23 protein-coding genes and 1 pseudogene are annotated in these 26,165 nt (G+C 68.1%); 15 read left to right on the top strand and 9 right to left on the bottom strand.

The annotated features are described in order from the left end of the window. Positions 1 to 114: 114 nt before the first annotated feature. The 3 genes from LIG30_RS19915 (at position 115) to LIG30_RS19905 (ending at position 3,450) form a co-directional block, all read left to right on the top strand. Positions 115 to 2,034, top strand: coding sequence for a sigma-54-dependent Fis family transcriptional regulator (locus LIG30_RS19915; protein WP_038714762.1), 1,920 nt, complete (start codon positions 115 to 117; stop codon positions 2,032 to 2,034). A 320-nt stretch (positions 2,035 to 2,354) separates the two neighbouring features. Beyond that, positions 2,355 to 2,933 (top strand): ComEA family DNA-binding protein, encoded by a 579-nt coding sequence (locus tag LIG30_RS19910; protein ID WP_038714761.1) that lies wholly within the window; start codon positions 2,355 to 2,357, stop codon positions 2,931 to 2,933. An 85-nt stretch (positions 2,934 to 3,018) separates the two neighbouring features. Next, a complete protein-coding gene (locus LIG30_RS19905) occupies positions 3,019 to 3,450 on the top strand; it encodes a YidB family protein (RefSeq protein WP_038714759.1) in 432 nt (143 codons plus the stop codon). A 94-nt stretch (positions 3,451 to 3,544) separates the two neighbouring features. Here LIG30_RS19905 and clpB read toward each other — a convergent pair whose 3' ends face one another. Together clpB and LIG30_RS19895 are read right to left on the bottom strand one after the other, a co-directional pair. Continuing rightward, positions 3,545 to 6,142, bottom strand: coding sequence for an ATP-dependent chaperone ClpB (clpB, locus tag LIG30_RS19900; RefSeq protein ID WP_038714757.1), 2,598 nt, complete (start codon positions 6,140 to 6,142; stop codon positions 3,545 to 3,547). 143 nt (positions 6,143 to 6,285) lie between these two features. Continuing rightward, the gene (locus tag LIG30_RS19895) at positions 6,286 to 6,780 is read right to left on the bottom strand and encodes an RrF2 family transcriptional regulator (RefSeq protein WP_038714755.1); all 495 of its coding nucleotides are present in this window, start codon (positions 6,778 to 6,780) and stop codon (positions 6,286 to 6,288) included. A 193-nt stretch (positions 6,781 to 6,973) separates the two neighbouring features. On the opposite strand from LIG30_RS19895, the gene LIG30_RS19890 reads away from it, so the two are divergent. Further along, positions 6,974 to 7,531, top strand: a complete 558-nt coding sequence (locus tag LIG30_RS19890; RefSeq protein ID WP_038714754.1) for a group III truncated hemoglobin — start codon at positions 6,974 to 6,976, stop codon at positions 7,529 to 7,531. Between the two features lie 19 nt (positions 7,532 to 7,550). On the opposite strand, the gene moaE is transcribed toward LIG30_RS19890, so the two are convergent. The 6 genes from moaE to LIG30_RS19860 all read right to left on the bottom strand — a co-directional run bounded on the left by moaE (position 7,551) and on the right by LIG30_RS19860 (position 13,961). Then, complete coding sequence (gene moaE / locus LIG30_RS19885) at positions 7,551 to 8,027, bottom strand: molybdopterin synthase catalytic subunit MoaE (protein ID WP_038714752.1); 477 nt, start codon at positions 8,025 to 8,027, stop codon at positions 7,551 to 7,553. 70 nt (positions 8,028 to 8,097) lie between these two features. After that, entirely contained in the window at positions 8,098 to 8,355 is a 258-nt protein-coding gene (moaD, locus tag LIG30_RS19880) for a molybdopterin converting factor subunit 1 (RefSeq protein WP_038714749.1), read from the bottom strand. A 17-nt stretch (positions 8,356 to 8,372) separates the two neighbouring features. Then, positions 8,373 to 9,620, bottom strand: a complete 1,248-nt coding sequence (locus tag LIG30_RS19875; RefSeq protein ID WP_038714747.1) for a molybdopterin molybdotransferase MoeA — start codon at positions 9,618 to 9,620, stop codon at positions 8,373 to 8,375. A gap of 260 nt (positions 9,621 to 9,880) precedes the next feature. Beyond that, entirely contained in the window at positions 9,881 to 11,332 is a 1,452-nt protein-coding gene (thrC, locus tag LIG30_RS19870; protein WP_038714746.1) for a threonine synthase, read from the bottom strand. Positions 11,333 to 11,340: 8 nt separating this feature from the next. Further along, positions 11,341 to 12,669, bottom strand: a complete 1,329-nt coding sequence (locus tag LIG30_RS19865; RefSeq protein WP_038714745.1) for a homoserine dehydrogenase — start codon at positions 12,667 to 12,669, stop codon at positions 11,341 to 11,343. 53 nt (positions 12,670 to 12,722) lie between these two features. Continuing rightward, positions 12,723 to 13,961, bottom strand: a complete 1,239-nt coding sequence (locus LIG30_RS19860) for a pyridoxal phosphate-dependent aminotransferase (RefSeq protein ID WP_038714793.1) — start codon at positions 13,959 to 13,961, stop codon at positions 12,723 to 12,725. 304 nt (positions 13,962 to 14,265) lie between these two features. Between LIG30_RS19860 and LIG30_RS19855 the strand changes: the two genes are divergently transcribed. The 9 genes from LIG30_RS19855 to LIG30_RS19815 all read left to right on the top strand — a co-directional run bounded on the left by LIG30_RS19855 (position 14,266) and on the right by LIG30_RS19815 (position 22,646). Continuing rightward, positions 14,266 to 14,640 carry an Mth938-like domain-containing protein gene (locus LIG30_RS19855; RefSeq protein WP_038714743.1) on the top strand — a complete coding sequence of 125 codons (375 nt, stop codon included), beginning with the start codon at positions 14,266 to 14,268 and terminating at the stop codon, positions 14,638 to 14,640. Positions 14,641 to 14,752: 112 nt separating this feature from the next. Continuing rightward, the gene (locus tag LIG30_RS19850) at positions 14,753 to 16,435 is read left to right on the top strand and encodes a glycosyltransferase family 39 protein (RefSeq protein WP_038714742.1); all 1,683 of its coding nucleotides are present in this window, start codon (positions 14,753 to 14,755) and stop codon (positions 16,433 to 16,435) included. Positions 16,436 to 16,448: 13 nt separating this feature from the next. Then, on the top strand, positions 16,449 to 16,820 hold the full coding sequence (locus LIG30_RS19845) for an EamA family transporter (RefSeq protein WP_038714741.1): 372 nt from the start codon (positions 16,449 to 16,451) through the stop codon (positions 16,818 to 16,820). A 115-nt stretch (positions 16,821 to 16,935) separates the two neighbouring features. Beyond that, positions 16,936 to 18,087 (top strand): DegT/DnrJ/EryC1/StrS family aminotransferase, encoded by a 1,152-nt coding sequence (locus LIG30_RS19840; RefSeq protein WP_038714739.1) that lies wholly within the window; start codon positions 16,936 to 16,938, stop codon positions 18,085 to 18,087. 6 nt (positions 18,088 to 18,093) lie between these two features. After that, positions 18,094 to 19,116, top strand: a complete 1,023-nt coding sequence (locus LIG30_RS19835) for a glycosyltransferase (RefSeq protein ID WP_038714737.1) — start codon at positions 18,094 to 18,096, stop codon at positions 19,114 to 19,116. Beyond that, positions 19,113 to 20,066, top strand: a complete 954-nt coding sequence (locus tag LIG30_RS19830) for a formyltransferase (protein WP_038714735.1) — start codon at positions 19,113 to 19,115, stop codon at positions 20,064 to 20,066. The genes LIG30_RS19835 and LIG30_RS19830 overlap by 4 nt, the downstream gene beginning before the upstream one ends. Next, on the top strand, positions 20,063 to 21,118 hold the full coding sequence (locus LIG30_RS19825; RefSeq protein ID WP_051995097.1) for a bifunctional UDP-4-keto-pentose/UDP-xylose synthase: 1,056 nt from the start codon (positions 20,063 to 20,065) through the stop codon (positions 21,116 to 21,118). Before LIG30_RS19830 ends, LIG30_RS19825 begins: the two co-directional genes overlap by 4 nt. A 10-nt stretch (positions 21,119 to 21,128) precedes the next feature. Then, positions 21,129 to 22,025, top strand: coding sequence for a polysaccharide deacetylase family protein (locus LIG30_RS19820; RefSeq protein WP_038714733.1), 897 nt, complete (start codon positions 21,129 to 21,131; stop codon positions 22,023 to 22,025). Positions 22,026 to 22,184: 159 nt separating this feature from the next. Next, the gene (locus LIG30_RS19815; RefSeq protein WP_038714731.1) at positions 22,185 to 22,646 is read left to right on the top strand and encodes a peroxiredoxin; all 462 of its coding nucleotides are present in this window, start codon (positions 22,185 to 22,187) and stop codon (positions 22,644 to 22,646) included. A gap of 192 nt (positions 22,647 to 22,838) precedes the next feature. On the opposite strand, the pseudogene LIG30_RS27550 reads toward LIG30_RS19815, so the two are convergent. After that, positions 22,839 to 23,071, bottom strand: a pseudogene (locus LIG30_RS27550) (hypothetical protein). On the opposite strand from LIG30_RS27550, the gene LIG30_RS19810 reads away from it, so the two are divergent. Both LIG30_RS19810 and LIG30_RS19805 read left to right on the top strand, forming a co-directional pair. After that, positions 22,979 to 24,766, top strand: coding sequence for a PhoH family protein (locus tag LIG30_RS19810; protein ID WP_038714730.1), 1,788 nt, complete (start codon positions 22,979 to 22,981; stop codon positions 24,764 to 24,766). The pseudogene LIG30_RS27550 and the gene LIG30_RS19810 overlap by 93 nt on opposite strands. A 308-nt stretch (positions 24,767 to 25,074) precedes the next feature. Continuing rightward, entirely contained in the window at positions 25,075 to 26,136 is a 1,062-nt protein-coding gene (locus LIG30_RS19805) for a C40 family peptidase (RefSeq protein WP_038714727.1), read from the top strand. Positions 26,137 to 26,165 lie beyond the last annotated feature (29 nt).

Here is a 26,165-nt window from a genome sequence, read left to right as displayed (position 1 = left end):
ATGCCCGTGAGACGAACGTCTCACGCGTCTCGCATGCTGCAATGCAGTGTGATTGCGCGAACCGGATGTGCTACAAAAACGGCGAATCCCTTGCGCACGGAGCCGGAGCCGACCATGCCCTACGCCGTTCCCCAGACCCAGCACGCCGACCGGGTGCGAGGCGCGCTCGACGGGCGCTTGCCGGCGCCCGCCGAGTCGTCACGCCTCGTGTCGTCATGGCAACGCTCGTTCGAGCGCTACCGGCTCGACCCGGCATCGTCGATCGGGCCGCGCGTGCTGACCGCCTCGGAGCTGCGCGAAGTGCGCGACAAGGAGGAGGCATTCCTGCGCGCATCCGGGCAGTGCCTGACGCGGCTGCACGACATGATTCGCGTTGCCGACTATTGCGTGATGCTGACCGACGCGCACGGCGTGACGATCGACTACCGGATCGACCGCGAGCGCCGCGCCGATTTCCGCCACGCGGGGCTGCACATCGGCTCCTGCTGGTCGGAAAGCGAAGAAGGCACGTGCGGCGTCGCGAGCGTGCTGACCGACCTCGCGCCGATCACCGTCCACAAGACCGATCACTTTCGCGCGGCATTCACCACCCTCACCTGCAGCGCCGCGCCGATCTTTGCGCCGTCCGGTGCGCTGATCGGCGTGCTTGACGCGTCCGCGGTGCAGTCGCCCGACAACCGCGACAGCCAGTGCCTCGTCTACCAGCTCGTCCGGCAAAGCGCCGCGCTGATCGAGGACGGCTACTTCCTGCACCACACCGCGCAATACTGGGTGCTGTTCGGGCATCCGAGCCGTCACTACGTGGAGGCGCAGCCGGAATGGCTGATCGCATTCGACGAGTGCGGCAACATCGTCGCCGCAAACCGCCACGCACGCGACGCGCTGCCGGCGCTGCGCGAGCCGCGCCACATCGACGAAATCTTCGACACGGCCGACATGCCGCTGCGCGATGCCGCGCGCAGCGACGCGATCGTGCCGCTGCGGCTGCGCGCGACGGGCGCGCCGCTCCATGCGCGGCTGCGCGCGCCGCTGCGGCGCGTGGCGCGCGAGAGCGCCGCCGCGTCGCGCCGGCCCGGCGGCGGCACGGCGCGCCAGGTCGGCGCGCTCACGCCGTTCCTGCGCAGCAGCGATCCACGCATCGCGCAGCACGCGGAACTCGCGTTGCGCGTCGCGAGCAAGCGGCTGCCGATCCTCGTGCTCGGCGAGACGGGCGCCGGCAAGGAAGTATTCGCCCGCGCGATCCACGACGCGGGCGCGCGGCGCGCGCGGCCGTTCGTCGCCGTCAATTGCGGCGCGCTGCCCGAGGCCCTGATCGAAAGCGAGCTGTTCGGCTACGCGGCGGGCGCATTCACCGGCGCGCGCAAGCACGGGGCGCGCGGCAAGATCGCGCTCGCCGACGGCGGCACACTGTTTCTCGACGAGATCGGCGACATGCCGCTCGCGCTGCAGACCCGCCTGCTGCGCGTGCTCGCGGACGGCGAGGTCGTGCCGCTCGGCAGCGACACGCCGGTGCGCGTCGACCTCGACGTGATCTGCGCGACCCATCGCGATCTCGCGCAGATGGTCGCGGCCGGCGCGTTCCGCGAGGATCTGTACTACCGGCTGAGCGGCGCGGTGTTCACGCTGCCGCCGCTGCGCGAGCGCGCGGACGTGCGCGACGTGATCGACGCGGTGTTCGCAGAGGAAGCGCACGCGACCGGCCACGTGCTCACGCTCGACGGCGCGCTCGCGGACCGGCTCGCCGCGTACGCGTGGCCCGGCAACGTCCGGCAGCTGCGCAACGCGCTGCGCTATGCGTGCGCGGTCTGCGAGTCTGCGCGTATCACGCTGCGCGACCTGCCCGCCGACCTCGCCGCGCGGTTGTCGCCCGGCCTGCCGGGCGAGCCGCCGGACGACGAGCGCGGCCGCATCGTCGCCGCGCTCACCGCGCATCGCTGGCGGCCCGACGCGGCCGCCGAGGCACTCGGCATCTCGCGCGCGACGCTGTACCGGCGCATCGCGAAGCACCGGATCGTCGCGCCGCACCGCGTCTGAGCGGCCCGGAGCGGTCGGTACCGGGCCGCGCGGTCGCCCGGATGCCGGCGCCGCCCGGACACCTCGCGTGTCGCGAAACGCGCGGTCAGGCACCGGGCGGCAGCCGAACCCGCCAGCACCGTCACTCCGTCAACAAACGTCAAAAAGGACATTCGGCCGCACCTGCGCTCTTTACAGCGGCGGCGCGGTTCAGCACCATTCGGACGACCGTCTTAAAAAGGGCACGCATTTGTCCTATGCTTGACGACGAAGTGCGCTCGCGCGCGATCCGACGTCCGTTTCAACCGCCACTCAACCGTTTGAACCAGGGAGCCTTTACCATGCTGAAAAAGCTGCTGATGCTGGTTGTCGCGTTATCGCTGTCGTTGACCGCGGCCTTCGCCGCGGCAGTCGAGGTCAACACGGCCGACCAGGCTGCGCTCGATTCCGTGAAGGGCCTCGGGCCCGTGAAATCGAAGGCGATCATCGACGAACGCACGAAGAACGGCCCGTTCAAGGATGCCGACGACCTCGCCACCCGCGTCAAGGGACTCGGCGCCAAATCGGTCGCCAATCTCGAGGCGGCCGGGCTGACGATCGGCGGCTCGGCCGCGCCGCCGAAGGGCGTCAAGGCGTCGAAGCCGGCCGCGACGACGAGCACGACGCCCGCGGCCACGACTGGCGCGGCCACGACCGCCGCGCCGGCCCCCGCCGCCAGCGCGCCTGCCACGGCCGCGAAGCCGGCCAGCGCGAAGCACGCATCGAAGAAGGACAAGGCTGCAAGCGCGGCAGCGGCATCGGCGCCGGCTGTGGCCGCGAGCGCACCGGCCGGCGCATCGTCCGCGAACGCGGCGAAGAGCGCGAAAAAGAAGGGCAAGAAAGACAAGGCTGCCTCCGCCGCCGCGGCATCGGGCGCCTGACGCGCACCGCACGCGCGGCGTGCGGGCGATTTCGTCCAACAGGCGCCGCCACACCGGCGGCGCCGCTTAAAGAAGGTGAAGCATCATGGGTCTACTCGATATCGTCGGCGGTCTGCTGGGCGGCGAAGCCGGCGGCAATTCGCAAAACGCGCTGCTGTCCGCGGCGCTCGAATTCATCAACAACCAGCCGGGCGGCCTGAACGGCCTGGTCGAGAAGTTCAACGCCGGCGGCGCCGGCGAGATCATCGGTTCGTGGATCGGCACCGGCGAGAACCAGCCGATTTCCCCCGAGACGCTGCAGAACGTGCTGGGCTCGGACGCCGTCGGCGCGCTCGCGAGCAAGGTCGGCATCGATCCGGAGCAGGCATCGGGCCTCCTCGCGCAGGTGCTGCCGCACGTCGTCAACGGCGCGACGCCGAACGGCGAAGTGCCGGCCGGCGGCCAGATCGACACGTCGAACGCGCTCGGCATGCTGTCGCAGCTCGCAGGCCTGTTCGGCGGCAACAAGCAAGGCTGAGCGCGCCACACCGCCCGCCATGCGCAAACGCCCCGCTTTTGGCGGGGCGTTTGCATTTCAGGGCCCGGCGTCGCGCCGGGCCGATTTCACGCGCTCAGTGAACGACGCGCTCGAACACGAACTTGCCGTCGTGAATGTCGACCGGAATCACGTCCTTCGGGCCGAAACGGCCTGCCAGGATGAGCTTCGCGACCGGGTTCTCGATCTCCTGCTGGATCGCGCGCTTGAGCGGCCGCGCGCCGAACAGCGGATCGTAGCCGACCTTGCCGATCTGCTCGAGCGCCGCTTCCGACACGTCGAGCGCCATGTCGAGCTTCGCCAGCCGCTGGTGCAGACTTGCGAGCTGGATCTTCGCGATCGACTGGATGTTGCTGCGATCGAGCGAGTGGAACACGACGACGTCGTCGATCCGGTTCAGGAACTCGGGGCGGAAATGCTGCTTCACCTCGATCCACACCGCGTCCTTGATCTCCTCCTGCGTCGAGCCGACCATCGCCTGGATCACCTGCGAGCCGAGATTCGACGTCATCACGATCACCGTGTTCTTGAAGTCCACGGTGCGCCCCTGGCCATCCGTCATCCGGCCGTCGTCGAGCACCTGCAGCAGCACGTTGAACACGTCGGGGTGCGCCTTCTCGATCTCGTCGAGCAGGATCACGCTGTACGGCTTGCGGCGCACGGCCTCGGTCAGGTAGCCGCCTTCCTCGTAGCCGACATAGCCCGGCGGCGCGCCGATCAGCCGCGCGACGCTGTGCTTCTCCATGAACTCGCTCATGTCGATGCGGATCAGATGCTCTTCCGAATCGAACAGGAACGCGGCGAGCGCCTTGCACAGCTCGGTCTTGCCGACGCCCGTCGGCCCGAGGAACAGGAACGAGCCGTACGGCCGGTTCGGGTCCGCGAGGCCCGCGCGCGAACGGCGGATCGCATCGGCGACCGCGTCGATCGCCTCGTTCTGGCCGACCACGCGCTCGTGCAGCTTCTCCTCGATGTGCAGCAGCTTCTCGCGCTCGCCCTGCATCATCCGCGACACGGGGATGCCCGTCGCGCGCGACACGACTTCCGCGATTTCCTCCGCGCCGACCTGCGTGCGCAACAGGCGCGGGCGCGTCGGGCTTTGCTGTTCGGCCTCTTCGGCCTGCGTGACCTGCTTGAGCCGCGCCTCGAGCTGCGGCAGCTTGCCGTACTGCAGCTCGGCGACCTTCTCGAGCTTGCCCTCGCGCTGCAGGCGCGAGATGTCGGCACGCACCTTCTCGATGTCTTCCTTGATCTGCGCGCTGCCCTGCACGGCGGCCTTTTCCGACTTCCAGATCTCTTCGAGACCCTCGTATTCGCGGCCGAGCTTCTCGATCTCTTCCTCGATCAGCTGCAGGCGCTTTTGCGACGCCTCGTCCTGCTCCTTCTTCACCGCCTCGCGCTCGATCTTCAGCTGGATCAGCCGGCGGTCCAGCTTGTCCATCACCTCGGGCTTCGAGTCGATTTCCATCTTGATCTTCGATGCGGCCTCGTCGATCAGGTCGATCGCCTTGTCCGGCAGGAAGCGGTCGGTAATGTAGCGATGCGACAGCTCGGCCGCGGCGACGATCGCCGGGTCGGTGATGTCCACGCCGTGGTGCAGCTCGTACTTCTCCTGCAGGCCGCGCAGGATCGCGATCGTCGCCTCGACGCTCGGCTCGTCGACCAGCACCTTCTGGAAGCGGCGCTCGAGCGCGGCATCCTTCTCGATGTACTTGCGGTATTCGTCGAGCGTCGTCGCGCCGATGCAGTGCAGCTCGCCGCGCGACAGCGCCGGCTTCAGCATGTTGCCCGCATCCATCGCGCCCTCGGCCTTGCCCGCGCCGACCATCGTGTGGATCTCGTCGATGAAGACGATCGTGCGGCCCTCGTCCTTCGCGATGTCGTTGAGCACCGACTTCAGGCGCTCCTCGAATTCGCCGCGATACTTCGCGCCGGCGAGCAGCGCCGCCATGTCGAGCGACAGCACGCGCTTGTTCTTCAGCGTCTCCGGCACCTCGCCGTTGACGATGCGCTGCGCAAGGCCTTCGACGATCGCGGTCTTGCCGACGCCCGGCTCGCCGATCAGCACCGGGTTGTTCTTGGTGCGGCGCTGCAGGATCTGGATCGAGCGGCGGATCTCGTCGTCACGGCCGATCACCGGATCGAGCTTGCCGGCACGCGCGCGCTCGGTCAGGTCGACCGTGTATTTCTTCAGCGCCTCGCGCTGGCTTTCGGCATCCTGGCTGTGCACCTGCGAGCCGCCGCGCACCGCGGCGATCGCGGTCTCGAGCGACTTGCGGGTCAGCCCGTGCTGGCGCGCGAGGCGGCCGGCCTCGCCCTTGTCGTCGGCGACGGCGAGCAGGAACATCTCGCTCGCGATGAACGTGTCGTTGAGCTTCTGCGCTTCCTTGTCCGCCTGGTTCAGCAGGCCGGCCAGCTCGCGGCCGATCTGAATGTCGCCGCCCGTGCCCGTGACCTGCGGCAGGCGCGCGATCGCTTCGCCCAGCGCGCCTTGCAGCGCCTGCACATGAACGCCCGCACGCGACATCAGCGAGCGCGCCGAGCCGTCCTGCTGCGCGACCAGCGCGGCCAGCACGTGAACGGGCTCGATGTATTGATTGTCGCGCCCCGCCGCCAGGCTTTGCGCATCCGCCAGTGCCTCTTGAAACTTGGTGGTGAGTTTGTCGATTCTCATGAAGAGACTCCAATTTTCGAATAACACCAAAGTGAGGATACTTATGCGGCTTTCAAGCGGGATACCTGTTGATTCAACGCAAAGACTTTCGGGGTGCCGCGAATGTGCGCGCGGCGGGCGTCTGCCCGCCGGCGGCGCGGGGGTCAGTCGGCGAGCGCGGACGGCTCGCCGGATGCATCGTTGCGCACGAACACGACCGGCTTGATGCCGAGCAGCGCGGCGATCTGCGGCGCGGGCTGCGCGAGCTCGCCGAGCGTATGCCGGTCGAGCTCGGCGAAGAACGCATCGCGCGCGGAGGCGAACACGCCCTTCAGCCCGCAGTGCGGCAGAATGACGCAATTCCGATGCGGATCGCCGGCCCCGAAGCAACCGACGAGCGCGAAATCGTTTTCGGTCGCGCGCACGACCTGGCCGACCGTGAGCTGCGTCGAGTGCGGAAACAGGCGCAGGCCGCCGTTGCGCCCGCGGACGGTTTCGACCCATCCGAGTTCGCCGAGCCGCTGCACGACCTTCATCAAATGGTTCTTCGAGATGCCGTAGGCATCCGAGATCTCCTGGATCGTCGCCAGCCCCTCGCCGCGCACGGCGAGGAACAGCATGACTCTCAGCGAGTAGTCGGTGTAGTCGGTCAGTCTCATGTCGAAAGCAGTCGGACGTGATGGCGCCCCGATAACAGGGGTCCGCGCGAGCCGGCTGCGGCATCCGGACGGTTGCCGCGGCAGCGCACGCGCAATAAGATGCGGTTCACCAGCACTTCTTGTTGGGTTGGCTGGCCGCTATTGTGCGGCAAAATCCCGCTCACGTCCCGCCTGCCGCCCGGCCCCATTTGCCATGACCGCCACACCGCCCCTGCCGGACACTGCGCCGGCCCGGCCCCGCGACCCGGTTCCGACCGAAGACAATATCCGCGATCTCGTCTACGCGTTCTACGACCGCGTGCGCGCCGACCCGATGCTCGGCCCGGTGTTCGACACCCGGCTCGCCGGCCGCTGGGACGATCATCTGCCGAAAATGGTGACGTTCTGGTCCAGTCTCGTGCTCGGCACGAAAGGCTACCGCGGCAATGTGCAGCAGGCCCATCAGCCGCTCGACGGCCTCGAGCCCGCGCACTTCAGCCGCTGGCTGTCGCTGTTCCTGAAGACGGTCGAGGCGCGCTACGAGCCGGCGGCCGCGATCCGCTTCATGGAGCCGGCGCTCAGGATCGCGCAGAGCCTGCAGCTGAGCCGGTTCGGCTGGGATTACCAGATTCCGCCCGAGCAGCAGGCGCTGCTCGATGCCGTCGCGCCGCGCCGCCGCGACGCCGGCGACGATCCCGCGCATCCGCCGGCGCGCGCACGCGGCGAACCGTTTCCGGCGAAGATCCTCGGCCGCGGCACCGACGACGCGTGACCGCCCGGGCCGCGCCCGCTCAGCGTCGCGCGTTGCCCGACTCGACGCCCCAGCGCGCCAGCGCGGCGTCGTCGGCGCTGCGCGCGTCCACCCAGCGCTCGCCGTCCGCCGTGGCTTCCTTCTTCCAGAACGGCGCCTGGGTCTTCAGGTAGTCCATCACGAATTCGCACGACGCGAACGCGTCGCCCCGATGCGCGGCGACCGTCGCGACCAGCACGATCTGGTCGAGCGGATACAGCTTGCCGACGCGGTGCACGATCGTGACGTCGATCCCCGGCCAGCGCCGGCAGGCGTCGGCGGCGATCCGTTCGAGCGCCTTCTCCGTCATGCCCGGATAGTGCTCGAGCTCCATCGCGGCGACCGTTTCGCCGTCGTTCAGGTCACGCACGGTGCCGACGAAGCACGCGACCGCACCGATCTTCGGATTGCGCGCGCGCAGCGCGCTAACTTCGGCATTCAGGTCGAAATCCCCGGCCTGCACGCGTACTGTCGCCATCGTTCGTCTCCTCATCAAAGCTGTCGACCAGAGTTGGCGCTTCAGCGCCTACTCTGGTCTCATGCAAAGCTCAACCGCCCGTGACGGGCGGAAAAAACGCGACCTCGCAGCCGTCGGTGATCCGCGTCGCGGCATCGGTCATCTCGTGGTTGCAGGCCATGCGCAGCGCGCGCCCCTCGGCGAGCGCGTCGGCCCACGCGCCGCCGCGCGTGCGCAGCCACGCGCGCACGTCGCCGACGGTCGCGACGCCGTCCGGCACGTCGGCCTGCTCCTGCGCGACGCCCAGCGCCTCGCGCACGCTCGCAAAGAATCTCAGCTGAATGTTCATCTCGGATCGCCGCCGCGTTAGGCGAGCAGCTCGGAAAATGGCAGGAAGCGGACGGTCTCGCCCGCACTGATCGCATGCTGCGGCGGGTTGTCGATCAGGCCGTCGCCCCACACCGTCGAGGTCAGCACCGCCGAGCTCTGGTTCGGGAACAGGTCGAGGCCGCCCGCCGCATTGACGCGCGCGCGCAGGAACTCGTTGCGCCGGTCGGCCTTGCCTTGCGTGAAGTCGGCGCGCAGCGACAGCGCGCGCGGCGCGACGTCGCGCACGCCCGACAGGCGCAGCAGGAACGGCCGCACGAACAGCAGAAACGTGACGAAGCTCGACACCGGATTGCCCGGCAGGCCGATGAAGTGCGCGTCCCCGCGCCCGTCGGCACGCCGGATCGCGCCGAACGCGAGCGGCTTGCCAGGCTTCATCGCGATCTGCCACAGCGCGAGCCGGCCTTCCGCCTCGACGGCGGGCTTCACGTGATCCTCGTCGCCGACCGACACGCCGCCGCTCGTGAGGATCACGTCGTGCGCGCGGCTCGCGTCGCGCAGCGTGTCGCGGGTCGCGGCAAGCGAATCCGGCACGATGCCGTAGTCGGTCACGTCGCAGCCGAGGCGCTCCAGCAGGCCGCGCAGCGTGAAGCGGTTCGAGTTGTAGATCGCGCCGGGTTTGAGCGGCTCGCCGGGCATCGTCAGCTCGTCGCCGGTGAAGAACACCGCCACCTTGATGCGCCGCGTCACGGCGAGCTGCGCGCAGCCGACCGACGCCGCGAGGCCGAGCGCCTGCGGCGTCAGCCGCGTGCCGGCGGGCAGGATCACCGCGCCGCACCGGATGTCGGCGCCCTGCGCGGTGATCCATTCGCCGGCCTTCGGCGTATGCAGGATCTCGACCGCGTCGCCGTCCGGCTCGGTCTGCTCCTGCATCACGACGGCATCGGCGCCGGCCGGCACCGGTGCGCCGGTGAAGATGCGCGCCGCAGTGCCCGCCGCGAGCGGCGCGGCCGGATGACCGGCCGGAATACGCTGCGACACGGGCAGACGCCGCTCGCCGTGCAGCAGATCGGCGACGCGCACCGCATAGCCGTCCATCGCGCTCGTATGCATCGGCGGCACGTCGAGCGGCGACTCGACGTCGGCCGCCAGCACGCGCCCGAGCGCATCAAGGGTCGCGACGCTTTCGGCGCCGTCAGGCGGCGTCGCGGCGGCGAGCAGCGCGGCGAGCGCTTCGGCGGTCGACAGCAGCGGCGCGCGCGGCGCCGCGGAATTCGGATTCGACATCGGCTGAATCGGTAAGAAGCAGATACGTCATTGTAGCGACGCCTCCGCACGGGTGTGCGGCGTGCGGCAGCGGCCGGACCGGCGATCGGGCGCGTCGGCCCGCGCCGGCTGACGCGCGCGGGCGTGCGTGGCACGTGAGGGCGGGCGCGGCACGCATGCGTGCGACCGCCAGGAAAAGAAAAACGGCCGGGGAGCCGATTCGAGACACGAATCGGCTCCCCGGCCGCGACGCGGCGCCGGGCGCGCGGCCCGGCTGCGAATCACGCCCCGGTACGAGCGGCGATGAAATCCTTCACCTGCTGCGCGTCGGCCTTCAAGACCTCGAAACGCTGCGGCAGCGCCTCGAGCCCGTCGAACGCGGCGGGCCGCTCCGCCTCGCGATCCAGCGCCTCGCGAATCGTCTCGCCGAACTTGATCGGCTGCGCGGTCTCGAGCACGATCATCGGCACGCCCGCTTCCAGATGCTCGCGCGCGACCTTCACGCCGTCGGCCGTGTGGGTGTCGATCATCGCGCCGTAGCGCGCATGCACGTCGCGGATCGTCGCGAGGCGGTCTGCGTGGCTGCTGCGGCCGGACACGAAGCCGAACTCGCTGACGCGCGCGAAATCGCCGCTCGCCGCGAGATCGAAGCCGCCCTTCTCCTCGACGTCGCGGAACAGCTGCACGACGCGCGCCGGATCGCGGCCGAGCAGGTCGAACACGAAGCGCTCGAAGTTCGACGCCTTCGAGATGTCCATGCTCGGGCTGCTCGTGTGATACGTCTGCTCGGCGCTGCGCACGCGGTACGCGCCGGTGCGGAAGAACTCGTCGAGCACGTCGTTCTCGTTGGTGGCCACGACGAGCTTCTCGATCGGCAGGCCCATCATGCGCGCGATGTGGCCGGCGCAGACATTGCCGAAGTTGCCCGACGGCACCGTGAACGACACGCGCTCGTCGTTGCGCGTCGTCGCCGCGAAGTAGCCCTTGAAGTAGTAGACGACCTGCGCGACCACACGCGCCCAGTTGATCGAATTGACCGTGCCGATCTTGTGACGCGCCTTGAACGCGTGATCGTTCGACACCGCCTTGACGATGTCCTGGCAGTCGTCGAACACGCCCTCGACCGCGAGGTTGAAGATGTTCGGGTCCTGCAGGCTGTACATCTGCGCGGTCTGGAACGCGCTCATCTTCTTGTTCGGCGACAGCATGAACACGCGCACGCCGGCCTTGCCGCGCATCGCGTACTCGGCGGCGGAGCCGGTGTCGCCCGACGTCGCGCCGAGGATGTTCAGCGTCTCGCCATGCTTCGCGAGCGTGTACTCGAACAGGTTGCCGAGCAGCTGCATCGCCATGTCCTTGAACGCGAGCGTCGGGCCGTTCGACAGCTCGAGCAGCGCGAGCGGCGCGCCGCCCTCGGTGCCGAGCGGCTTGAGCGGCGTGATGTCGGCCGCGTTCTCGCCGTGGCGGGTGTTGCGGTAGACGTCCGCCGTGTAGGTGCGGCGCGTGATCGCGCGCAGGTCGTCGGCCGGGACGTCGTCGCAGAACTTCGACAGGATCTCGAACGCGAGATCCGCGTACGGCAGCGTGCGCCAGCGCGCCAGCTCGTCGGCGGTGACCTGCGGATATTCGGACGGCAGGTACAGCCCGCCGTCCTTCGCGAGGCCGCCGAGCAGGATGTCGGAGAACGTGTGGTGCTCGCCGATGCCGGCGCCGCGCGTGGAAATGTAGTTCATGTCGTCCCTCAGTTCAGCGCTTCCATGCGCAGCTTCGTCACCTTCGAGACGACCGTCGCGAGCGACTCGATGCGGGCGATCGCCGCATTGACGTTCTTCTCGAGCGTCTCGTGCGTGATCAGGATGATGTCGGTCTCGCCGTTCGCGGCGTCGACTTCCTCCGACTCCTTCTGCAGCAGCGCGTCGATCGAGATGCCCGAATCGGCGAGGATGCGCGTGATGTCGGCGAGCACGCCGGTCTCGTCGGCGACGCGCAGGCGCAGGTAGTAGCCGCTCGTGACTTCGTCGATCGGCAGGATCGGCGTGTTCGACAGGCTGTCCGGCTGGAACGCGAGGTGCGGCACGCGATGCTCCGGATCGGCCGTCTCCAGGCGCGTGACGTCGACGAGGTCGGCGACCACGGCCGACGCGGTCGGCTCCGCGCCCGCGCCCTTGCCGTAATACAGCGTCGTGCCGACGGCGTCGCCGTGCACGACGACCGCGTTCATCGCGCCCTCGACGTTCGCGAGCAGGCGCTTCTCGGGGATCAGCGTCGGATGCACGCGCAGCTCGATGCCGCGCTCGGTGCGCCGCGTGATGCCGAGCAGCTTGATCCGGTAGCCGAGCGCTTCCGCGTAGCGGATGTCGGTCGCGTCGAGCTTGCTGATACCCTCGACGTACGCGCGGTCGAACTGCACCGGCACACCGAACGCGATCGCGCTCATGATCGTCGCCTTGTGCGCGGCGTCGACGCCTTCGATGTCGAAGGTCGGATCGGCTTCCGCGTAGCCGAGCGCCTGCGCGGCCTTCAGCGCCGTCGCGAAGTCGAGGCCGCGGTCGCGCATTTCCGACAGGATGTAGTTGGTCGTGCCGTTGATGATGCCGGCGATGTACTGGATGCGGTTCGCGGTCAGGCCTTCGCGCAGCGCCTTGATGATCGGAATCCCGCCCGCGACGGCCGCCTCGAACGCGACCATCACGCCCTTCTCGCGCGCGGCCTCGAAGATCTCGGTGCCGTGCACCGCGAGCAGCGCCTTGTTGGCGGTCACGACGTGCTTGCCGTTCGAGATCGCGCGCAGCACCAGGTCGCGCGCGATGCCGGTGCCGCCGATCATCTCGGCGATGATCGAGATCGACGGGTCGTCGACGACCGCGTTGAAGTCGTCGGTGATCCCGACGCTGCCGGCGTCGCCGCCCAGCGCCGCTTGCGCCTTGGCCGGGTTGCGCACCGCGATGCGCGCGATCTCGATGCCGCGTCCTGCGCGGCGCTTGATTTCTTCCTGATTGCGGCGCAGCACCGTGAAGGTGCCGCTGCCCACCGTGCCGAAGCCCAACAGGCCAACTTTGATCGGTTCCATGCTGCGTGTGATCGATAGATTAAAGTGAATATGCCCGAGCGAAGACGCCCTGTTCAGACCGAGTGCCGCTTGCGGTACCCGTCGAGGAAGCGCGCGATCCGGTTGATCGAATCGGCCAGGTCGTCGAGGTTCGGCAGGAAGACGACGCGGAAGTGATCCGGCGTCGGCCAGTTGAAGCCCGTGCCCTGCACGAGCAGCACCCGCTCCTTGAGCAGCAGGTCGAGAATGAACTGCTGATCGTTCTCGATCGGGTAGAGCTTCGGGTCAAGCCGGGGAAACATGTAGAGCGCCGCGTCCGGCTTCACGCACGACACGCCGGGGATCGACGTGAGCATGTCGTACGCGAGCTCGCGCTGCTTGTAGAGGCGGCCCGACGGCACGATCAGCTCGTTGATGCTCTGGTAGCCGCCGAGCGCCGTCTGGATCGCGAACTGCCCCGGCACGTTCGCGCACAGGCGCATCGACGACAGGATCCCGAGCCCCTCGAGGTAGTCCTTCGCGCGGCCGCGGTTCCCGCCGCCGAGGCCCGACACCGACATCCAGCCCGCGCGGTAGCCGCACGCGCGGTAGCTCTTCGACAGGCTGTTGAACGTGACCGTGATCACGTCCTCCGACAGCGCGCCCATCGCCGTGTGCGTCTTACCGTCGTAGACGATCTTGTCGTAGACCTCGTCCGCGAACACGATGAGGCCGTGCTGGCGCGCGATCTCGATCAGCTCGAGCAGCAATTCGTCTGAATAAAGCGCGCCGGTCGGGTTGTTCGGGTTGATCACGACGATCGCCTTGGTGTTCGGCGTGATCTTGCGGCGGATGTCGTCGAGATCCGGCATCCACGCGCTCTGCTCGTCGCAGACGTAATGCACCGGCGTGCCGCCGGACAGGCTGACGGCAGCCGTCCACAGCGGATAGTCGGGCGCGGGCAGGAGCACCTCGTCGCCGTCGTTCAGCAGCGCCTGGGTCGCCATCACGATCAGCTCGGATGCGCCGTTGCCGATGTAGATGTCGTCCAGCTCGACGCCGTGCACGCCCTTTTGCTGCGTGTAGTGCATCACCGCCTTGCGCGCCGAGAACACGCCCTTCGAGTCCGAATAGCCGGACGAGGCCGGCAGGTTGCGGATCATGTCCTGGATGATCTCGTCCGGCGCATCGAAACCGAACGGCGCCAGATTGCCGATGTTCAGCTTGATGATCCGGTGGCCTTCATCCTCGAGACGCTTCGCGTGCTCGAGCACCGGGCCACGAATGTCGTAGCAGACGTTTTGCAGCTTGTTCGACTTCTGAATCGGTTTCACGACAACACGGTTCCTGGGTTGGCCCATCGGGCCTGGGGGACGGGAATCAAAACTGGAAAGCGGCCGGTTCGCGTGCGCTGTCTAGACTGGGCTGATGCGGCGGCCGGGCGCGGCTTGTGGCGGCGCACGACGCAAACGCCGCCCGGGGGCGGCTAAAAAGCTATAATTTAGCGGATTTTGGCCAACTTTCGCAATGCACCAAGGTCGCGCCGGGGCTCGGGCCCTCGGGCGCGTGGCGCAACGCGGCGGCCCGGGCGCGCGTCGCGCGTCGAAATCCCCCCTTCGGAACCGCGGACATACTGACTTGAAACTGCACCAGGACACGAGCGGCGCGCTCAATACCGTCACCGGCTACGGCCCCGATTACGTCGACATCAATCTCGAACGCCACGAGCAGAGCGTCATCGTGCTGCCCGGCGCGCCGGTCCAGGCGTGGCCCGTGTCGTCGTTCGACGCGCTCACGCCCGAGCACTTCGCGCTGCTGCTCGCGCCCGCGCCCGAGCTGGTCATCTTCGGCAGCGGCGCGCGGCTGCGCTTCCCGCACCCGAGCCTCGTCGCGGCGCTCACCGCGCGCCGGATCGGCGTCGAGACGATGGATTTCCAGGCGGCCTGCCGCACCTACAACATCCTGATGGCCGAGGGCCGCAAGGTCGCCGCCGCGCTCTTAATCGAACGTTAATCCGGAATGCGCTAAAACTCTAGCCGGCGGCGCGGGTCCGATTCCCGCCCCGGCGCGCAGGCCCCGGCCGACGTCGCCGGCGGCTCACCACAACAACCAACAGGCTTCCACCATGAACGATACGCCGTCGAGGCTACCGCTCAATCGTGCCGCGCTCGTCCTTCTGGTCGTCGCGCTGGCCGTCATCTGGTTCGTGCCGCTCGGCTGGCGCCACCTGATCCCCAGCGACGAAGGCCGCTACGCCGAAATGGCGCGCGAGATGTTCGCCACCGGCGACTGGATCACCCCGCGCTACAACGGCTACAAGTATTTCGAGAAGCCGCCGCTGCAGACCTGGCTCAACGCGCTCACGTTCGCGTGGTTCGGCATCGGCGAATGGCAGGCGCGCCTCTACACCGCGCTCGCGAGCTTCGGCGGCGTGCTGGTCGTCGGCTATACCGGCGCGCGGCTCTTCAACCCGCTGTGCGGCTTCCTCGCCGCGCTCGTGCTCGCGTGCTCGCCGTACTGGAACCTGATGGGCCACTTCAACGCGCTCGACATGGGCCTGGCGTTCTGGATGACCGTCACGCTCTGCGCGCTGCTGCTCGCGCAGCGGCCCGGCCTGCGCCCCGGCGCGGTGCGCGGCTGGATGTGGCTGTGCTGGGCGGCAATGGCGCTCGCGGTGCTGTCCAAGGGGCTCGTCGGCCTGATCCTGCCGGGCGCCGTGCTGGTCCTCTATACGCTGATCGCGCGCGACTGGGCGCTCTGGAAGCGTCTGTACCTCGTCAGCGGCCTCGTGATCTTCTTCGCGATCGTCACGCCGTGGTTCGTGCTCGTCCAGCAGCGCAACCCGGAATTCCTCAATTTCTTCTTCATCGTCCAGCAGTTCCGCCGCTACCTGACCCCGGAACAGAACCGCCCCGGCGCGTTCTATTACTTCGTGCCGGTGCTGCTGGTCGGCTTCCTGCCGTGGCTGTCGGTGGCCGCGCAGAGCATCCGCCACGCGCTGCGGATGCCGCGCCAGCCGAACGGCTTTGCGCCGATGCTCGTGCTGCTGATCTGGAGCGCATTCATCTTCCTGTTCTTCAGCGCATCGCATTCGAAGCTGATCTCATACGTGCTGCCCGTCGCGCCGGCGCTGGCGCTCGTGATCGGCGCCTATCTGCCGCTCGTCACCGCCGAGCGCCTGCGCCGCCACCTGCTCGGCTACCTGGTGTTCTACGTCGCCGCGGCGCTCGGCATCATCTCGCTCGCCTACCTGGGCGACGCGCGCACGCCGAACGCGCTGTACCGCGCGTTCATGCTGTGGCTGTACGGCGGCCTCGCAGTCGCGTTCGCACTGACCCTCGTCGCCGTGCGGCTCGGCCGCCGCGCGCACGGCGGCATCGTCGGCACGCTGATCGCGTTCGGCGCCGCCTGGCTGCTGTTCGGCACGATCGGCGGCACCGGCCACGACGAATTCGGCCGCTACAGCTCCGGCGCGCTGCTCGCGCCGCCGGTGCGCGCCGAGCTGGCGAAGCTGCCGGCCGACACGCCGTTCTACGCGGTCGAGACGCTCGACCATACGTTCCCGTTCTACGCACGCCACACGACGATCATGGTCGCGCGCCAGGACGAGCTGTCGTTCGGCATCTCGATGGAGCCGGGCAAGTGGATCCCGACCGTCGACGAGTGGGTCGCCCGCTGGAAGGCGGACCGCTACGCGCTCGCGATCATGCCGCCCGCCCGCTACGCGGCGCTCGCCGCCCAAGGCCTGCCGATGCAGGTGATCGCGCGCGACAACCGCCGCGTGATCGTCGAGAAGCCGCAACCCTGAGGACCCCCTTTCCGTGAACCCGATTTCGCTCGTCTGCATCATCACCGGCGTCATGCTCAACGCCTGCGCCCAGCTGCTGCTGAAGGCCGGCGTCAACGCCGTTGGACACTTCGAATTCACCCGTGCGAACATTGTGCCCGTCGGCCTGAAGATCGCCACCCAGCTGCCCATCATCGGCGGCCTCGGCTGCTACGTGCTGAGCGTGGTCGTCTGGATCCTCGGGCTGTCGCGGGTCGACGTATCGATCGCGTATCCGATGCTGTCGCTCGGCTACGTCGTCAACGCGTTCGCCGCGTGGTACCTGTTCGGCGAGGTGCTGTCGATCCAGCGGCTCGTCGGCATCGGGATCATCCTGGTCGGCGTGGTCGTGCTCGCGCGCAGTTGAGCGCCGCCCGCCGCCGGCAATGCATCACGGCACGAATGTGCCAGCCGGCGTTCGATGCCGGTTCCGGGCGACACGCCCGGCCCTTTTATTACACGCCACTACGAGCCAAGCGTTCATGAGCCAGACTGCCGTTCCGTTCTTGCCCTTCGTCCGTCCCGAGATCGACGAGGAAACCATCCAGGGCGTCGTCGAGGTACTGCGCTCGGGCTGGATCACCACCGGCCCGCAGAACCAGCGCTTCGAGGCCGCGCTGTCCGACTATTGCGGCGGGCGTCCGGTGCGCGCGTTCAATTCGGGCACCTGCACGCTCGAGATCGGCCTGCGCATCGCGGGCGTCGGCCCCGGCGACGAGGTCATCACGACGCCCGCGTCGTGGGTGTCGACGAGCAACGTGATCCTCGAGACCGGCGCGACGCCGGTGTTCGCCGACATCGACCCGGTCACCCGCAACATCGATCTCGACCTGCTCGAAAAGGCGATCACGCCGCGCACCAAGGCGATCATCCCGGTCTACCTGGCCGGCCTGCCGGTCGACATGGACCGCCTGTACGCGATCGCGCGCGCACACAAGCTGCGCGTGGTCGAGGATGCCGCGCAGGCACTCGGCTCGACGTGGAAAGGCCAGCGCATCGGCGCGATCGGCGACATCGTGTCGTTCAGCTTCCATGCCAACAAGAACCTGACGACGATCGAGGGCGGCGCACTCGTGCTGAACAACGAGGACGAGGCGACCCTCGCGCAGAAATACCGGCTGCAGGGCATCACCCGCACCGGCTTCGACGGGATGGACTGCGACGTGCTCGGCGGCAAGTACAACCTCACCGACGTCGCCGCGCGCGTCGGCCTCGGCCAGCTGCCGCACCTCGAGCGCTTCACCGAACAGCGCCGCGCGCTCGCGCGCGCGTATTTCGCCGCATTCGAAGGCGGCCCGGCCGCGAAGCTCGGCATCGGCCTGCCGGTCGCCGATTTCGAGAACAGCAACTGGCACATGTTCCAGATCACGCTGCCGCTCGAGAAGCTGTCGCTCACGCGCAGCGAGTTCATGGCGCAGATGAAGGAGCGCGGCATCGGCACCGGCGTCCACTACCCGGCGATCCACCTTTTCACGCTGTACCGCGCGCGCGGCTTCACGGAGGGGATGTTCCCCCACGCCGAACGGTACGGAGCGTCGACCGTCACGCTGCCACTCTTCACGCAGATGACGGAAAGCGACGTCACGCGCGTCGTCGACGCCACCAACCAGATTTGCGAACAATACGGAAAGTAACCGGAAATGAGTCACCCTGAAGCACGCGCCGGACACCAGGACGCCGGCCGTCCGGAAGTATCGGTCGTCATCCCCGTGTACAACGAGGAAGACGGCCTCGCCGCGCTCTTTGCGCGGCTGTACCCGGCGCTCGACGCGCTCGGCACGTCGTACGAAGTGATCCTGATCAACGACGGCAGCCGCGACCGCTCGGCCGCGATGCTCGCCGATCAGTTCCGCGTCCGCCCGGACACGACGCGCGTCGTGCTCCTGAACGGCAACTACGGCCAGCACATGGCGATCCTCGCCGGCTTCGAGCAGTCACTCGGGGAGATCGTCATCACGCTCGACGCCGACCTGCAGAACCCGCCCGAGGAGATCGGCAAGCTCGTCGAGAAGATACGCGAGGGCTACGACTACGTCGGCTCGATCCGCAAGCAGCGCCAGGACAGCCTGTGGCGCCGCAAGGCGTCCGCCGCGATGAACCGGCTGCGCGAGCGCATCACGCGCATCAAGATGACCGACCAGGGCTGCATGCTGCGCGCGTACAGCCGCCACATCATCGACACGATCAATCGCTGCGGCGAAGTGAACACGTTCATCCCGGCACTCGCTTACACGTTCGCGCAGAACCCGACCGAAATCGAGGTCGCGCACGAGGAGCGCTTCGCCGGCGAATCGAAGTACTCGGTGTACAGCCTGATCCGCCTGAACTTCGATCTCGTCACCGGCTTCTCGGTCGTGCCGCTGCAATGGCTGTCGTTCATCGGCGTGATCCTGTCGCTCGGCTCCGCCGCGCTGTTCGTGCTGCTGCTGGTGCGGCGCTTCATCGTCGGCGCGGAAGTGCAAGGCGTGTTCACGCTGTTCGCGATCACGTTCTTCCTGCTCGGCGTGATCATCTTCGCGCTCGGCCTGCTCGGCGAATACATCGGCCGGATCTACCAGCAGGTTCGCGCGCGGCCCCGCTACCTGATCCAGACGGTGCTCGAGACGCGCGACGGCGCGCCCGGCGTCACCGTGCCCGCCACCCGCCAGGAGGTCACGCGATGAAGCCGCGCGCCGTCGTCTTCGCTTACCACAACGTCGGCGTGCGCTGCCTGCAGGTGCTGCTCGCGCGCGGCGTGGACGTCGCGCTCGTCGTCACGCACGAGGACAATCCGAACGAGAACATCTGGTTCGGCAGCGTCGCATCGGTCGCGGCCGAGCACGGCATCCCGGTCGTCACGCCGGCCGACCCGGCGGACCCGGCGCTGCGCCGCGCGATCGCCGACGCGCAGCCGGATTTCATCTTCTCGTTCTATTACCGGCACATGCTGCCGGTCGAGCTGCTCGCGCTCGCGCCGCGCGGCGCGTACAACATGCACGGCTCGCTGCTGCCGAAGTACCGCGGCCGCGTGCCGACCAACTGGGCGGTCCTGCATGGCGAGACGGAAACCGGCGCGACGCTGCACGAGATGGCCGCGAAGCCGGACGCCGGCGCGATCGTCGGCCAGACCGCGGTGCCGATCCTGCCGGACGACACCGCCGCCCAGGTGTTCGACAAGGTCACCGTCGCCGCCGAGCAGACGCTCTGGCGCGTGCTGCCCGCGCTGCTCGCGGGCGAGGCGCCGCACCTGCCGAACGATCTCGCGGCCGGCAGCTACTACGGCGGACGCAAGCCGGAAGACGGCCGCGTCGACTGGTCGCAGCCGGCAGCCCGCGTCTACAACCTGATCCGGGCAGTCGCGCCCCCTTATCCGGGCGCGTTCACCGATCTCGACGGCACGCGCTTCGTGGTCGCCCGGGCGCGCCTCGCCGCGCCCGGCAGCGCTGCCGCGGCCGCGGCCGCGGCCGCCAATTTGGCGCCGGGCCTGCACGTCAGCGATAATGTATTATTCGGCGTTTGCGGTGACAGCCGCGCCGTGGCCATTCTCGAACTGCGGCGACAGCGCGACGGCGGCGAAACCGCCGTATCGCCCGCTGAATTCGCGCAGTTCATTCATTCTTCCCGTCATTCATGAAAGCAAAAAAAGTCCTGATCCTGGGTGTGAACGGCTTCATCGGCCATCACCTGTCGAAGCGCATTCTTGAAACCACCGATTGGGAAGTGTTCGGCATGGACATGCAGACCGATCGGCTCGGCGACCTCGTCAACCACGAGCGGATGCATTTCTTCGAAGGCGACATCACGATCAACAAGGAGTGGGTCGAGTATCACGTGAAGAAGTGCGACGTGATCCTGCCGCTGGTCGCGATCGCGACGCCCGCCACCTACGTCAAGCAGCCGCTGCGCGTGTTCGAGCTCGATTTCGAGGCGAACCTGCCGATCGTGCGCTCGGCCGTGAAGTACGGCAAGCACCTGGTGTTCCCGTCGACGTCCGAGGTATACGGCATGTGCGCCGACGAGCAGTTCGACCCGGACAACTCCGCCCTCACCTACGGCCCGATCAACAAGCCGCGCTGGATCTACGCCTGCTCGAAGCAGCTGATGGACCGCGTGATCTGGGGTTACGGGATGGAAGGCCTGAACTTCACGCTGTTCCGTCCGTTCAACTGGATCGGCCCGGGCCTCGACTCGATCTACACGCCGAAGGAAGGCAGCTCGCGCGTCGTCACGCAGTTCCTCGGCCACATCGTGCGCGGCGAGAACATCAGCCTGGTCGACGGCGGCTCGCAAAAGCGCGCGTTCACCGACATCGACGACGGCATCAGCGCGCTGATGAAGATCATCGACAACCCGAACGGCATCGCATCGGGCAAGATCTATAACATCGGGAATCCGAACAATAACTTCTCGGTACGCGAACTCGCGCACAAGATGCTCGAGCTGGCAGCCGAGTTCCCGGAATACACCGATTCGGCCAAGCGCGTGAATCTGGTCGAGACGACGTCCGGCGCGTATTACGGCAACGGCTACCAGGACGTGCAGAACCGCGTGCCGAAGATCGACAACACGATGCAGGAACTCGGCTGGGCACCGCAGTCGACGTTCGACGACGCGCTGCGCAAGATCTTCGAAGCGTACCGCGGCCACGTCGCGGACGCGCGCGCGCTCGTCGAGCAGCAAGGCTAAAGGACGTCGCTTGGCTCGCATCGTTCTCAAGATCGACGTCGATACGCTGCGCGGCACGCGTGAAGGCGTGCCGAACCTCGCTCGCATCTTCGACCGCTTCGCCGCGCGCGCGACCTTCCTCTTCAGCCTCGGGCCCGACCACACCGGTTGGGCGTTGCGGCGGGTGTTCCGCCCGGGGTTCCTGAAGAAGGTGTCGCGCACGTCGGTGGTCGAGCATTACGGCGTGAAGCAGCTGATGTACGGCGTGCTGCTGCCCGGCCCCGACATCGGCCGGCGCGCGATCGCCGACATGCGCGCGATCCACGAGGCCGGCTTCGAATGCGGGATCCACACGTGGGATCACGTGTACTGGCAGGACAACGTCCGCGAGCGCGACCGCGACTGGACCGCGCGCGAAATGGGCAAGAGCCACGCGCGCTTCGTCGAGATCTTCGGCGCGCCGCCCGTTACGCACGGCGCGGCCGGCTGGCAGATGAACGACGCCGCGTTCGAGCAGATCGACGCGTGGGGAATGCGCTACGCGTCCGACGGCCGCGGCCACTCGCCGTACCTGCCGGTCGTCCGCGGCAAGACGCTCGCGCACGTGCAGATGCCGACCACGCTGCCGACCCTCGACGAAATCCTCGGCATCGACGGCGTCGACACGCACAACGTCGCCGCCCATATTCTCAAGTTCACCGAAACCAATCCGCACGACCAGGTCTTCACGCTGCATGCGGAGCTGGAGGGCCAGAAGCTCGCACCGGTGTTCGAGCAACTGCTCGCTGGCTGGCGCGCGCAAGGCCACACGTTCGCGACGATGGGCGACTATTACGCGACGCTGGACCGTGACACACTGCCATCGTACCCTGTCACCTGGGGCGAGATCCCCGGCCGCTCCGGCGAGCTGATCGTCCAGCCCGACTGAGCATGCGCGGTGCGCGCCGTACGCGCGCTGCGCAGCCGCACGCCACGCGCCGTCACACAGGCGCCCTCGCAAACATGCCGTTCCACACGCGCCGCCGCCGACGAGCGCTTGCAAACGCACTGTCGCAAACGCGCCCGCCAATAACAACAGGAGAAACACGTGTCCGTCGAAGTAGACCGTCAAGTTCCCGATTTCACCGCGCCGGCCACGGGCGGTGAGCTTTCGCTGTCCGACCTGCGCGGCAAGAAGCTCGTGCTGTATTTCTATCCGAAGGACAACACGCCCGGCTGCACGACCGAAGGGCTGCAGTTCCGCGATCTCTATCCGGCGTTTCAGAAGGCCGGCGCGGAAATCGTCGGCGTGTCGCGCGACAGCCTGCGCTCGCACGACAATTTCAAGGCCAAGCTCGAGCTGCCGTTCGCGCTGATCTCCGACGCGGACGAAGCGCTGTGCCAGCTGTTCGATGTCATCAAGATGAAGAAAATGTATGGCAAGGAAGTGCGCGGCATCGAGCGCTCGACCTTCCTGATCGACGCCGGCGGCGTGCTGCGCCAGGCATGGCGCGGCATCAAGGTGCCGGGTCACGTGGACGACGTGCTGGGTGCTGTACAAGCGCTTTGAGGCGCGCTATATTGGGCCGCAATGAATGCATGTTCGCCCCATTTTTCTCGTAGCTGCGCCGCTGGTCGTTGCGATGCCGTCAGGCATGTGACGCGCAGCACGACGGTAAGAGCCGAGCCGCTTGTCCCGGTCGACGGGGCAGCGGCTTTTTTTATGGATCGCATGCCGGGGTCCTCCCGGCCCGTCACCCCGTCAAGGAGCTGATCGACATTTAGGCGAACCGGCGATTCGAATTCCATGTGCGCCACCGCGCGCAGACTGCCCGCACATTCACGCAGCAGAATGCGACCAGCGGCGCACGCCTTGAGACACGATTCCTCCCGAGGGACACCATGCCTTTGCCTACTCCCCCCAGCAAGCTCGGCAGCCTGCTGCCGCCCGACGAATACAAGGCGAAAGCGCGGCCCGCGAAAGCCGCAAAGCAATCCGCCGAAGGGGACCTGTCCGACACGGATGAATACGGCCCGGCCAGCGTGGCTCAGCCGATGACACCCGCCGCCAACACCGCCGCGCCGTTGCGCGCGGTCGCCGTGGCCGAGGAAGCAGCGCCTGCTCCGGCGCGCACCCGCAAGACCAGGCAGACGGCCGCGCTGCTGCAGCCCGTGCCGGCGCCTGCCGCGCCTGCCGCGCGCGCCGACAAACCGGCCGCGGCAAAACCGGCCGCCGCCCCCGCGGGCGAGGCGGCCGCGAAGCCGAAGTCGCGCAGCCGCAAGGCCGCCGAGGCCGAAGTCCAGAAGCTGTTCGTGCTCGACACGAACGTGCTGATGCACGACCCGAGCAGCCTCTTCCGCTTCGAGGAACACGACGTCTATCTGCCGATGATGACGCTCGAGGAACTCGACAACCACAAGAAGGGGATGTCCGAAGTGGCGCGCAACGCGCGCCAGGTGAGCCGCACGCTCGACGCGCTCGTCGCCGACGCCGGCGCGATCTCGGCAGGCATCCCGCTTGCCCGCCTCGGCAGCCGCGAGGCACTCGGCCGCCTGTATTTCCAGACGACGCTCACGACCATCGAGCCCGTCGAAGGCCTGCCGCAAGGCAAGGCCGACAACCAGATCCTCGGCGTCGTGCGCGCGCTGCAGCGCGAGCGGCCGGACCGTCAGGTCGTGCTGGTGTCGAAGGACATCAACATGCGGATCAAGGCGCATGCGCTCGGCCTGCCCGCCGAAGACTACTACAACGACCAGGTGCTCGAGGACAAGGATCTCCTCTACTCGGGCGTGCGCGAACTGCCGCAGGACTTCTGGGCGAAACATGCGAAGGGCATGGAGAGCTGGCAGGACACCAAGACGGGCACGACCTACTACCGCGTCACCGGCCCGCTCGCCGGGTCGATGCTCGTCAACGAGTTCGTCTATCTCGAGCCGCAGAACGGCGAGCCGACGTTCCACGCGATCGTCCGCGAACTGAACGGCAAGACGGCGCTGCTGCAGACGCTGCGCGACTACAGCCACCACAAGAACAACGTGTGGGGCATCACCGCGCGCAACCGCGAGCAGAACTTCGCGCTGAACCTGCTGATGAACCCGGAGATCGACTTCGTCACGCTGCTCGGCCAGGCCGGCACCGGCAAGACGCTCGTCGCGCTCGCCGCGGGCCTCGCGCAGGTGCTCGACGACAAGCGCTACAACGAGATCATCGTGACCCGCGCAACGGTGCCGGTCGGCGAGGACATCGGCTTCCTGCCGGGCACCGAGGAAGAGAAGATGCAGCCGTGGATGGGCGCATTCGACGATAACCTCGAAGTGCTGCAGAAGACCGACGACGCAGCCGGCGAATGGGGCCGCGCCGCGACGCAGGAGCTGATCCGCTCGCGCCTGAAGGTCAAGAGCATGAACTTCATGCGCGGCCGCACGTTCGTCGACAAGTACGTGATCATCGACGAGGCGCAGAACCTGACGCCGAAGCAGATGAAGACGCTCGTCACCCGCGCGGGCCCCGGCACCAAGATCGTCTGTCTCGGCAACATCGCGCAGATCGACACGCCTTACCTGACGGAAGGCAGCTCGGGCCTCACGTACGTCGTCGACCGCTTCAAGGGCTGGGGACACAGCGGCCACGTGACGCTCGCGCGCGGCGAACGCTCGCGCCTCGCCGACTACGCGTCGGACATCCTGTAACGCCGCCTGCCGGCATTCGCCGGCCGGACTCGGCACACCACGCGTCGCGGCGCTCCGGTCTCCGGAGCGCCGCTTTTCTTTTGGGGAGACGGAACCCGGGCGAGACAGGCGCCACGCAGTCGTTTGGAGCGGGAACCGCACCCGACCGATGCCTCGCATTCGCCATGCTTCGCCAGGTATTGCCACATCGGCGCGCGAAACTTCAAGTAAAGTCTCAGGAACGGTTGCCTAAGCCCCGCTGCACGGACTACCATCAGGTTTGCCCGTAGTCACACGATTGGCGAGCGCGCCGCGTTCGCCCGCCTGTCATGCTCCGAATCTGGTTCCCTCTCGCCGTCGTCTCGCTGCTTGCGGCCTGTTCCAGCGTGCCGCCGCAGTCGTCGCGCTCGTCGGGGATGACTATCGCGACGCCGCGCGCATACCGCCCGCCGTCCAACTTCCCGAATTTCGTCGACCATAGCGTCGGCCAGGAAGAAATCTCGATCCAGGCGATGAGCCTCGTCGGCGTGCCGTACCGCTGGGGCGGCAATACGCCGGACAGCGGCTTCGATTGCAGCGGGCTGGTGCGCTATGTGGTCGGCCGCGCGGCCGACGTCAACCTGCCGCGCACCACCGCCGACATGAGCGGGCGCGGCGCATCGATCGATCCCGACCAGATCGCGCCGGGCGACCTGATCTTCTTCAACACCACCGGACGCCCGCATTCGCACGTCGGCATCTATGTCGGCAAGCTGCGTTTCGTCAACGCGCCGTCGACGGGCGGCACCGTGCGGCTCGACTACGTGACGAACCCGTACTGGGCGAAGCGCTTCGACGGCATCCGCCGCGTCGCGCCGCCGCGCACGGCACCCGAGCCGTTCGATACGCCGACCTACGACGCGCGGCGCGCGGCGCCGCCCGCCGCGGCCGCCGTCACCCTCGCCGCCGCGCCCGCGCCGGTCGCCGCAGCCCCGCTGCGCCCGCAACCGGCGGCGGCAAGCGCGCCGCCGCGCCGCATCGCGCGTGCAAGCATCGGCGCCGATCCGTACGAGCCGCCGCCGGCGCGCCTGCTCGCCGCGCAGCAGCAGGCCGAAGCGGCGGGCGCCGTCGCGCCGGACCTCGCGAACGGGCCGAGCCATGCCGCGGCGGCCTCCGCGAGCGCGACGATCCCGACGCTCGCCCTCCAGCCGGCCGGCATGGTCGCGTCGTCGGGCAGCGCGGACGCATTCGAACCGCCGCCGCCGACCGCGAGCGACGCGGCACGCCAGACCCGGATGGTCTCGTCCGACGGCGTGCAGGTGCTGCGGGCATCGACGTTGTCCGCGCCCGTCGACGCCCCGACCGGCACCAGCGACGACCCGATCGCGCGCTTCGCGACCAGCGGTTACTGAGCACGCCCGCGCGCGCCCTATTCTGCCGA

The sequence above is a fragment of the Burkholderia sp. lig30 genome (assembly GCF_000687455.2).
Classification (GTDB): domain Bacteria; phylum Pseudomonadota; class Gammaproteobacteria; order Burkholderiales; family Burkholderiaceae; genus Burkholderia.
This window is presented reverse-complemented; position numbering and strand designations above follow the sequence as displayed.

What these genes read in the sequence shown, in the direction of transcription:
- LIG30_RS19865 (WP_038714745.1), bottom strand. Translation starts at nt 12,669, where the DNA reads ATGGAACCGATCAAAGTTGGCCTGTTGGGCTTCGGCACGGTGGGCAGC.
- thrC (WP_038714746.1), bottom strand. Translation starts at nt 11,332, where the DNA reads ATGAACTACATTTCCACGCGCGGCGCCGGCATCGGCGAGCACCACACG.
- LIG30_RS19825 (WP_051995097.1), top strand. Translation starts at nt 20,063, where the DNA reads ATGAAAGCAAAAAAAGTCCTGATCCTGGGTGTGAACGGCTTCATCGGC.
- LIG30_RS19835 (WP_038714737.1), top strand. Translation starts at nt 18,094, where the DNA reads ATGAGTCACCCTGAAGCACGCGCCGGACACCAGGACGCCGGCCGTCCG.
- LIG30_RS19905 (WP_038714759.1), top strand. Translation starts at nt 3,019, where the DNA reads ATGGGTCTACTCGATATCGTCGGCGGTCTGCTGGGCGGCGAAGCCGGC.
- moaD (WP_038714749.1), bottom strand. Translation starts at nt 8,355, where the DNA reads ATGAACATTCAGCTGAGATTCTTTGCGAGCGTGCGCGAGGCGCTGGGC.
- LIG30_RS19915 (WP_038714762.1), top strand. Translation starts at nt 115, where the DNA reads ATGCCCTACGCCGTTCCCCAGACCCAGCACGCCGACCGGGTGCGAGGC.
- LIG30_RS19840 (WP_038714739.1), top strand. Translation starts at nt 16,936, where the DNA reads ATGAGCCAGACTGCCGTTCCGTTCTTGCCCTTCGTCCGTCCCGAGATC.
- LIG30_RS19890 (WP_038714754.1), top strand. Translation starts at nt 6,974, where the DNA reads ATGACCGCCACACCGCCCCTGCCGGACACTGCGCCGGCCCGGCCCCGC.
- clpB (WP_038714757.1), bottom strand. Translation starts at nt 6,142, where the DNA reads ATGAGAATCGACAAACTCACCACCAAGTTTCAAGAGGCACTGGCGGAT.
- LIG30_RS19805 (WP_038714727.1), top strand. Translation starts at nt 25,075, where the DNA reads ATGCTCCGAATCTGGTTCCCTCTCGCCGTCGTCTCGCTGCTTGCGGCC.
- LIG30_RS19875 (WP_038714747.1), bottom strand. Translation starts at nt 9,620, where the DNA reads ATGTCGAATCCGAATTCCGCGGCGCCGCGCGCGCCGCTGCTGTCGACC.
- LIG30_RS19810 (WP_038714730.1), top strand. Translation starts at nt 22,979, where the DNA reads ATGCCTTTGCCTACTCCCCCCAGCAAGCTCGGCAGCCTGCTGCCGCCC.
- moaE (WP_038714752.1), bottom strand. Translation starts at nt 8,027, where the DNA reads ATGGCGACAGTACGCGTGCAGGCCGGGGATTTCGACCTGAATGCCGAA.
- LIG30_RS19895 (WP_038714755.1), bottom strand. Translation starts at nt 6,780, where the DNA reads ATGAGACTGACCGACTACACCGACTACTCGCTGAGAGTCATGCTGTTC.
- LIG30_RS19910 (WP_038714761.1), top strand. Translation starts at nt 2,355, where the DNA reads ATGCTGAAAAAGCTGCTGATGCTGGTTGTCGCGTTATCGCTGTCGTTG.
- LIG30_RS19830 (WP_038714735.1), top strand. Translation starts at nt 19,113, where the DNA reads ATGAAGCCGCGCGCCGTCGTCTTCGCTTACCACAACGTCGGCGTGCGC.
- LIG30_RS19850 (WP_038714742.1), top strand. Translation starts at nt 14,753, where the DNA reads ATGAACGATACGCCGTCGAGGCTACCGCTCAATCGTGCCGCGCTCGTC.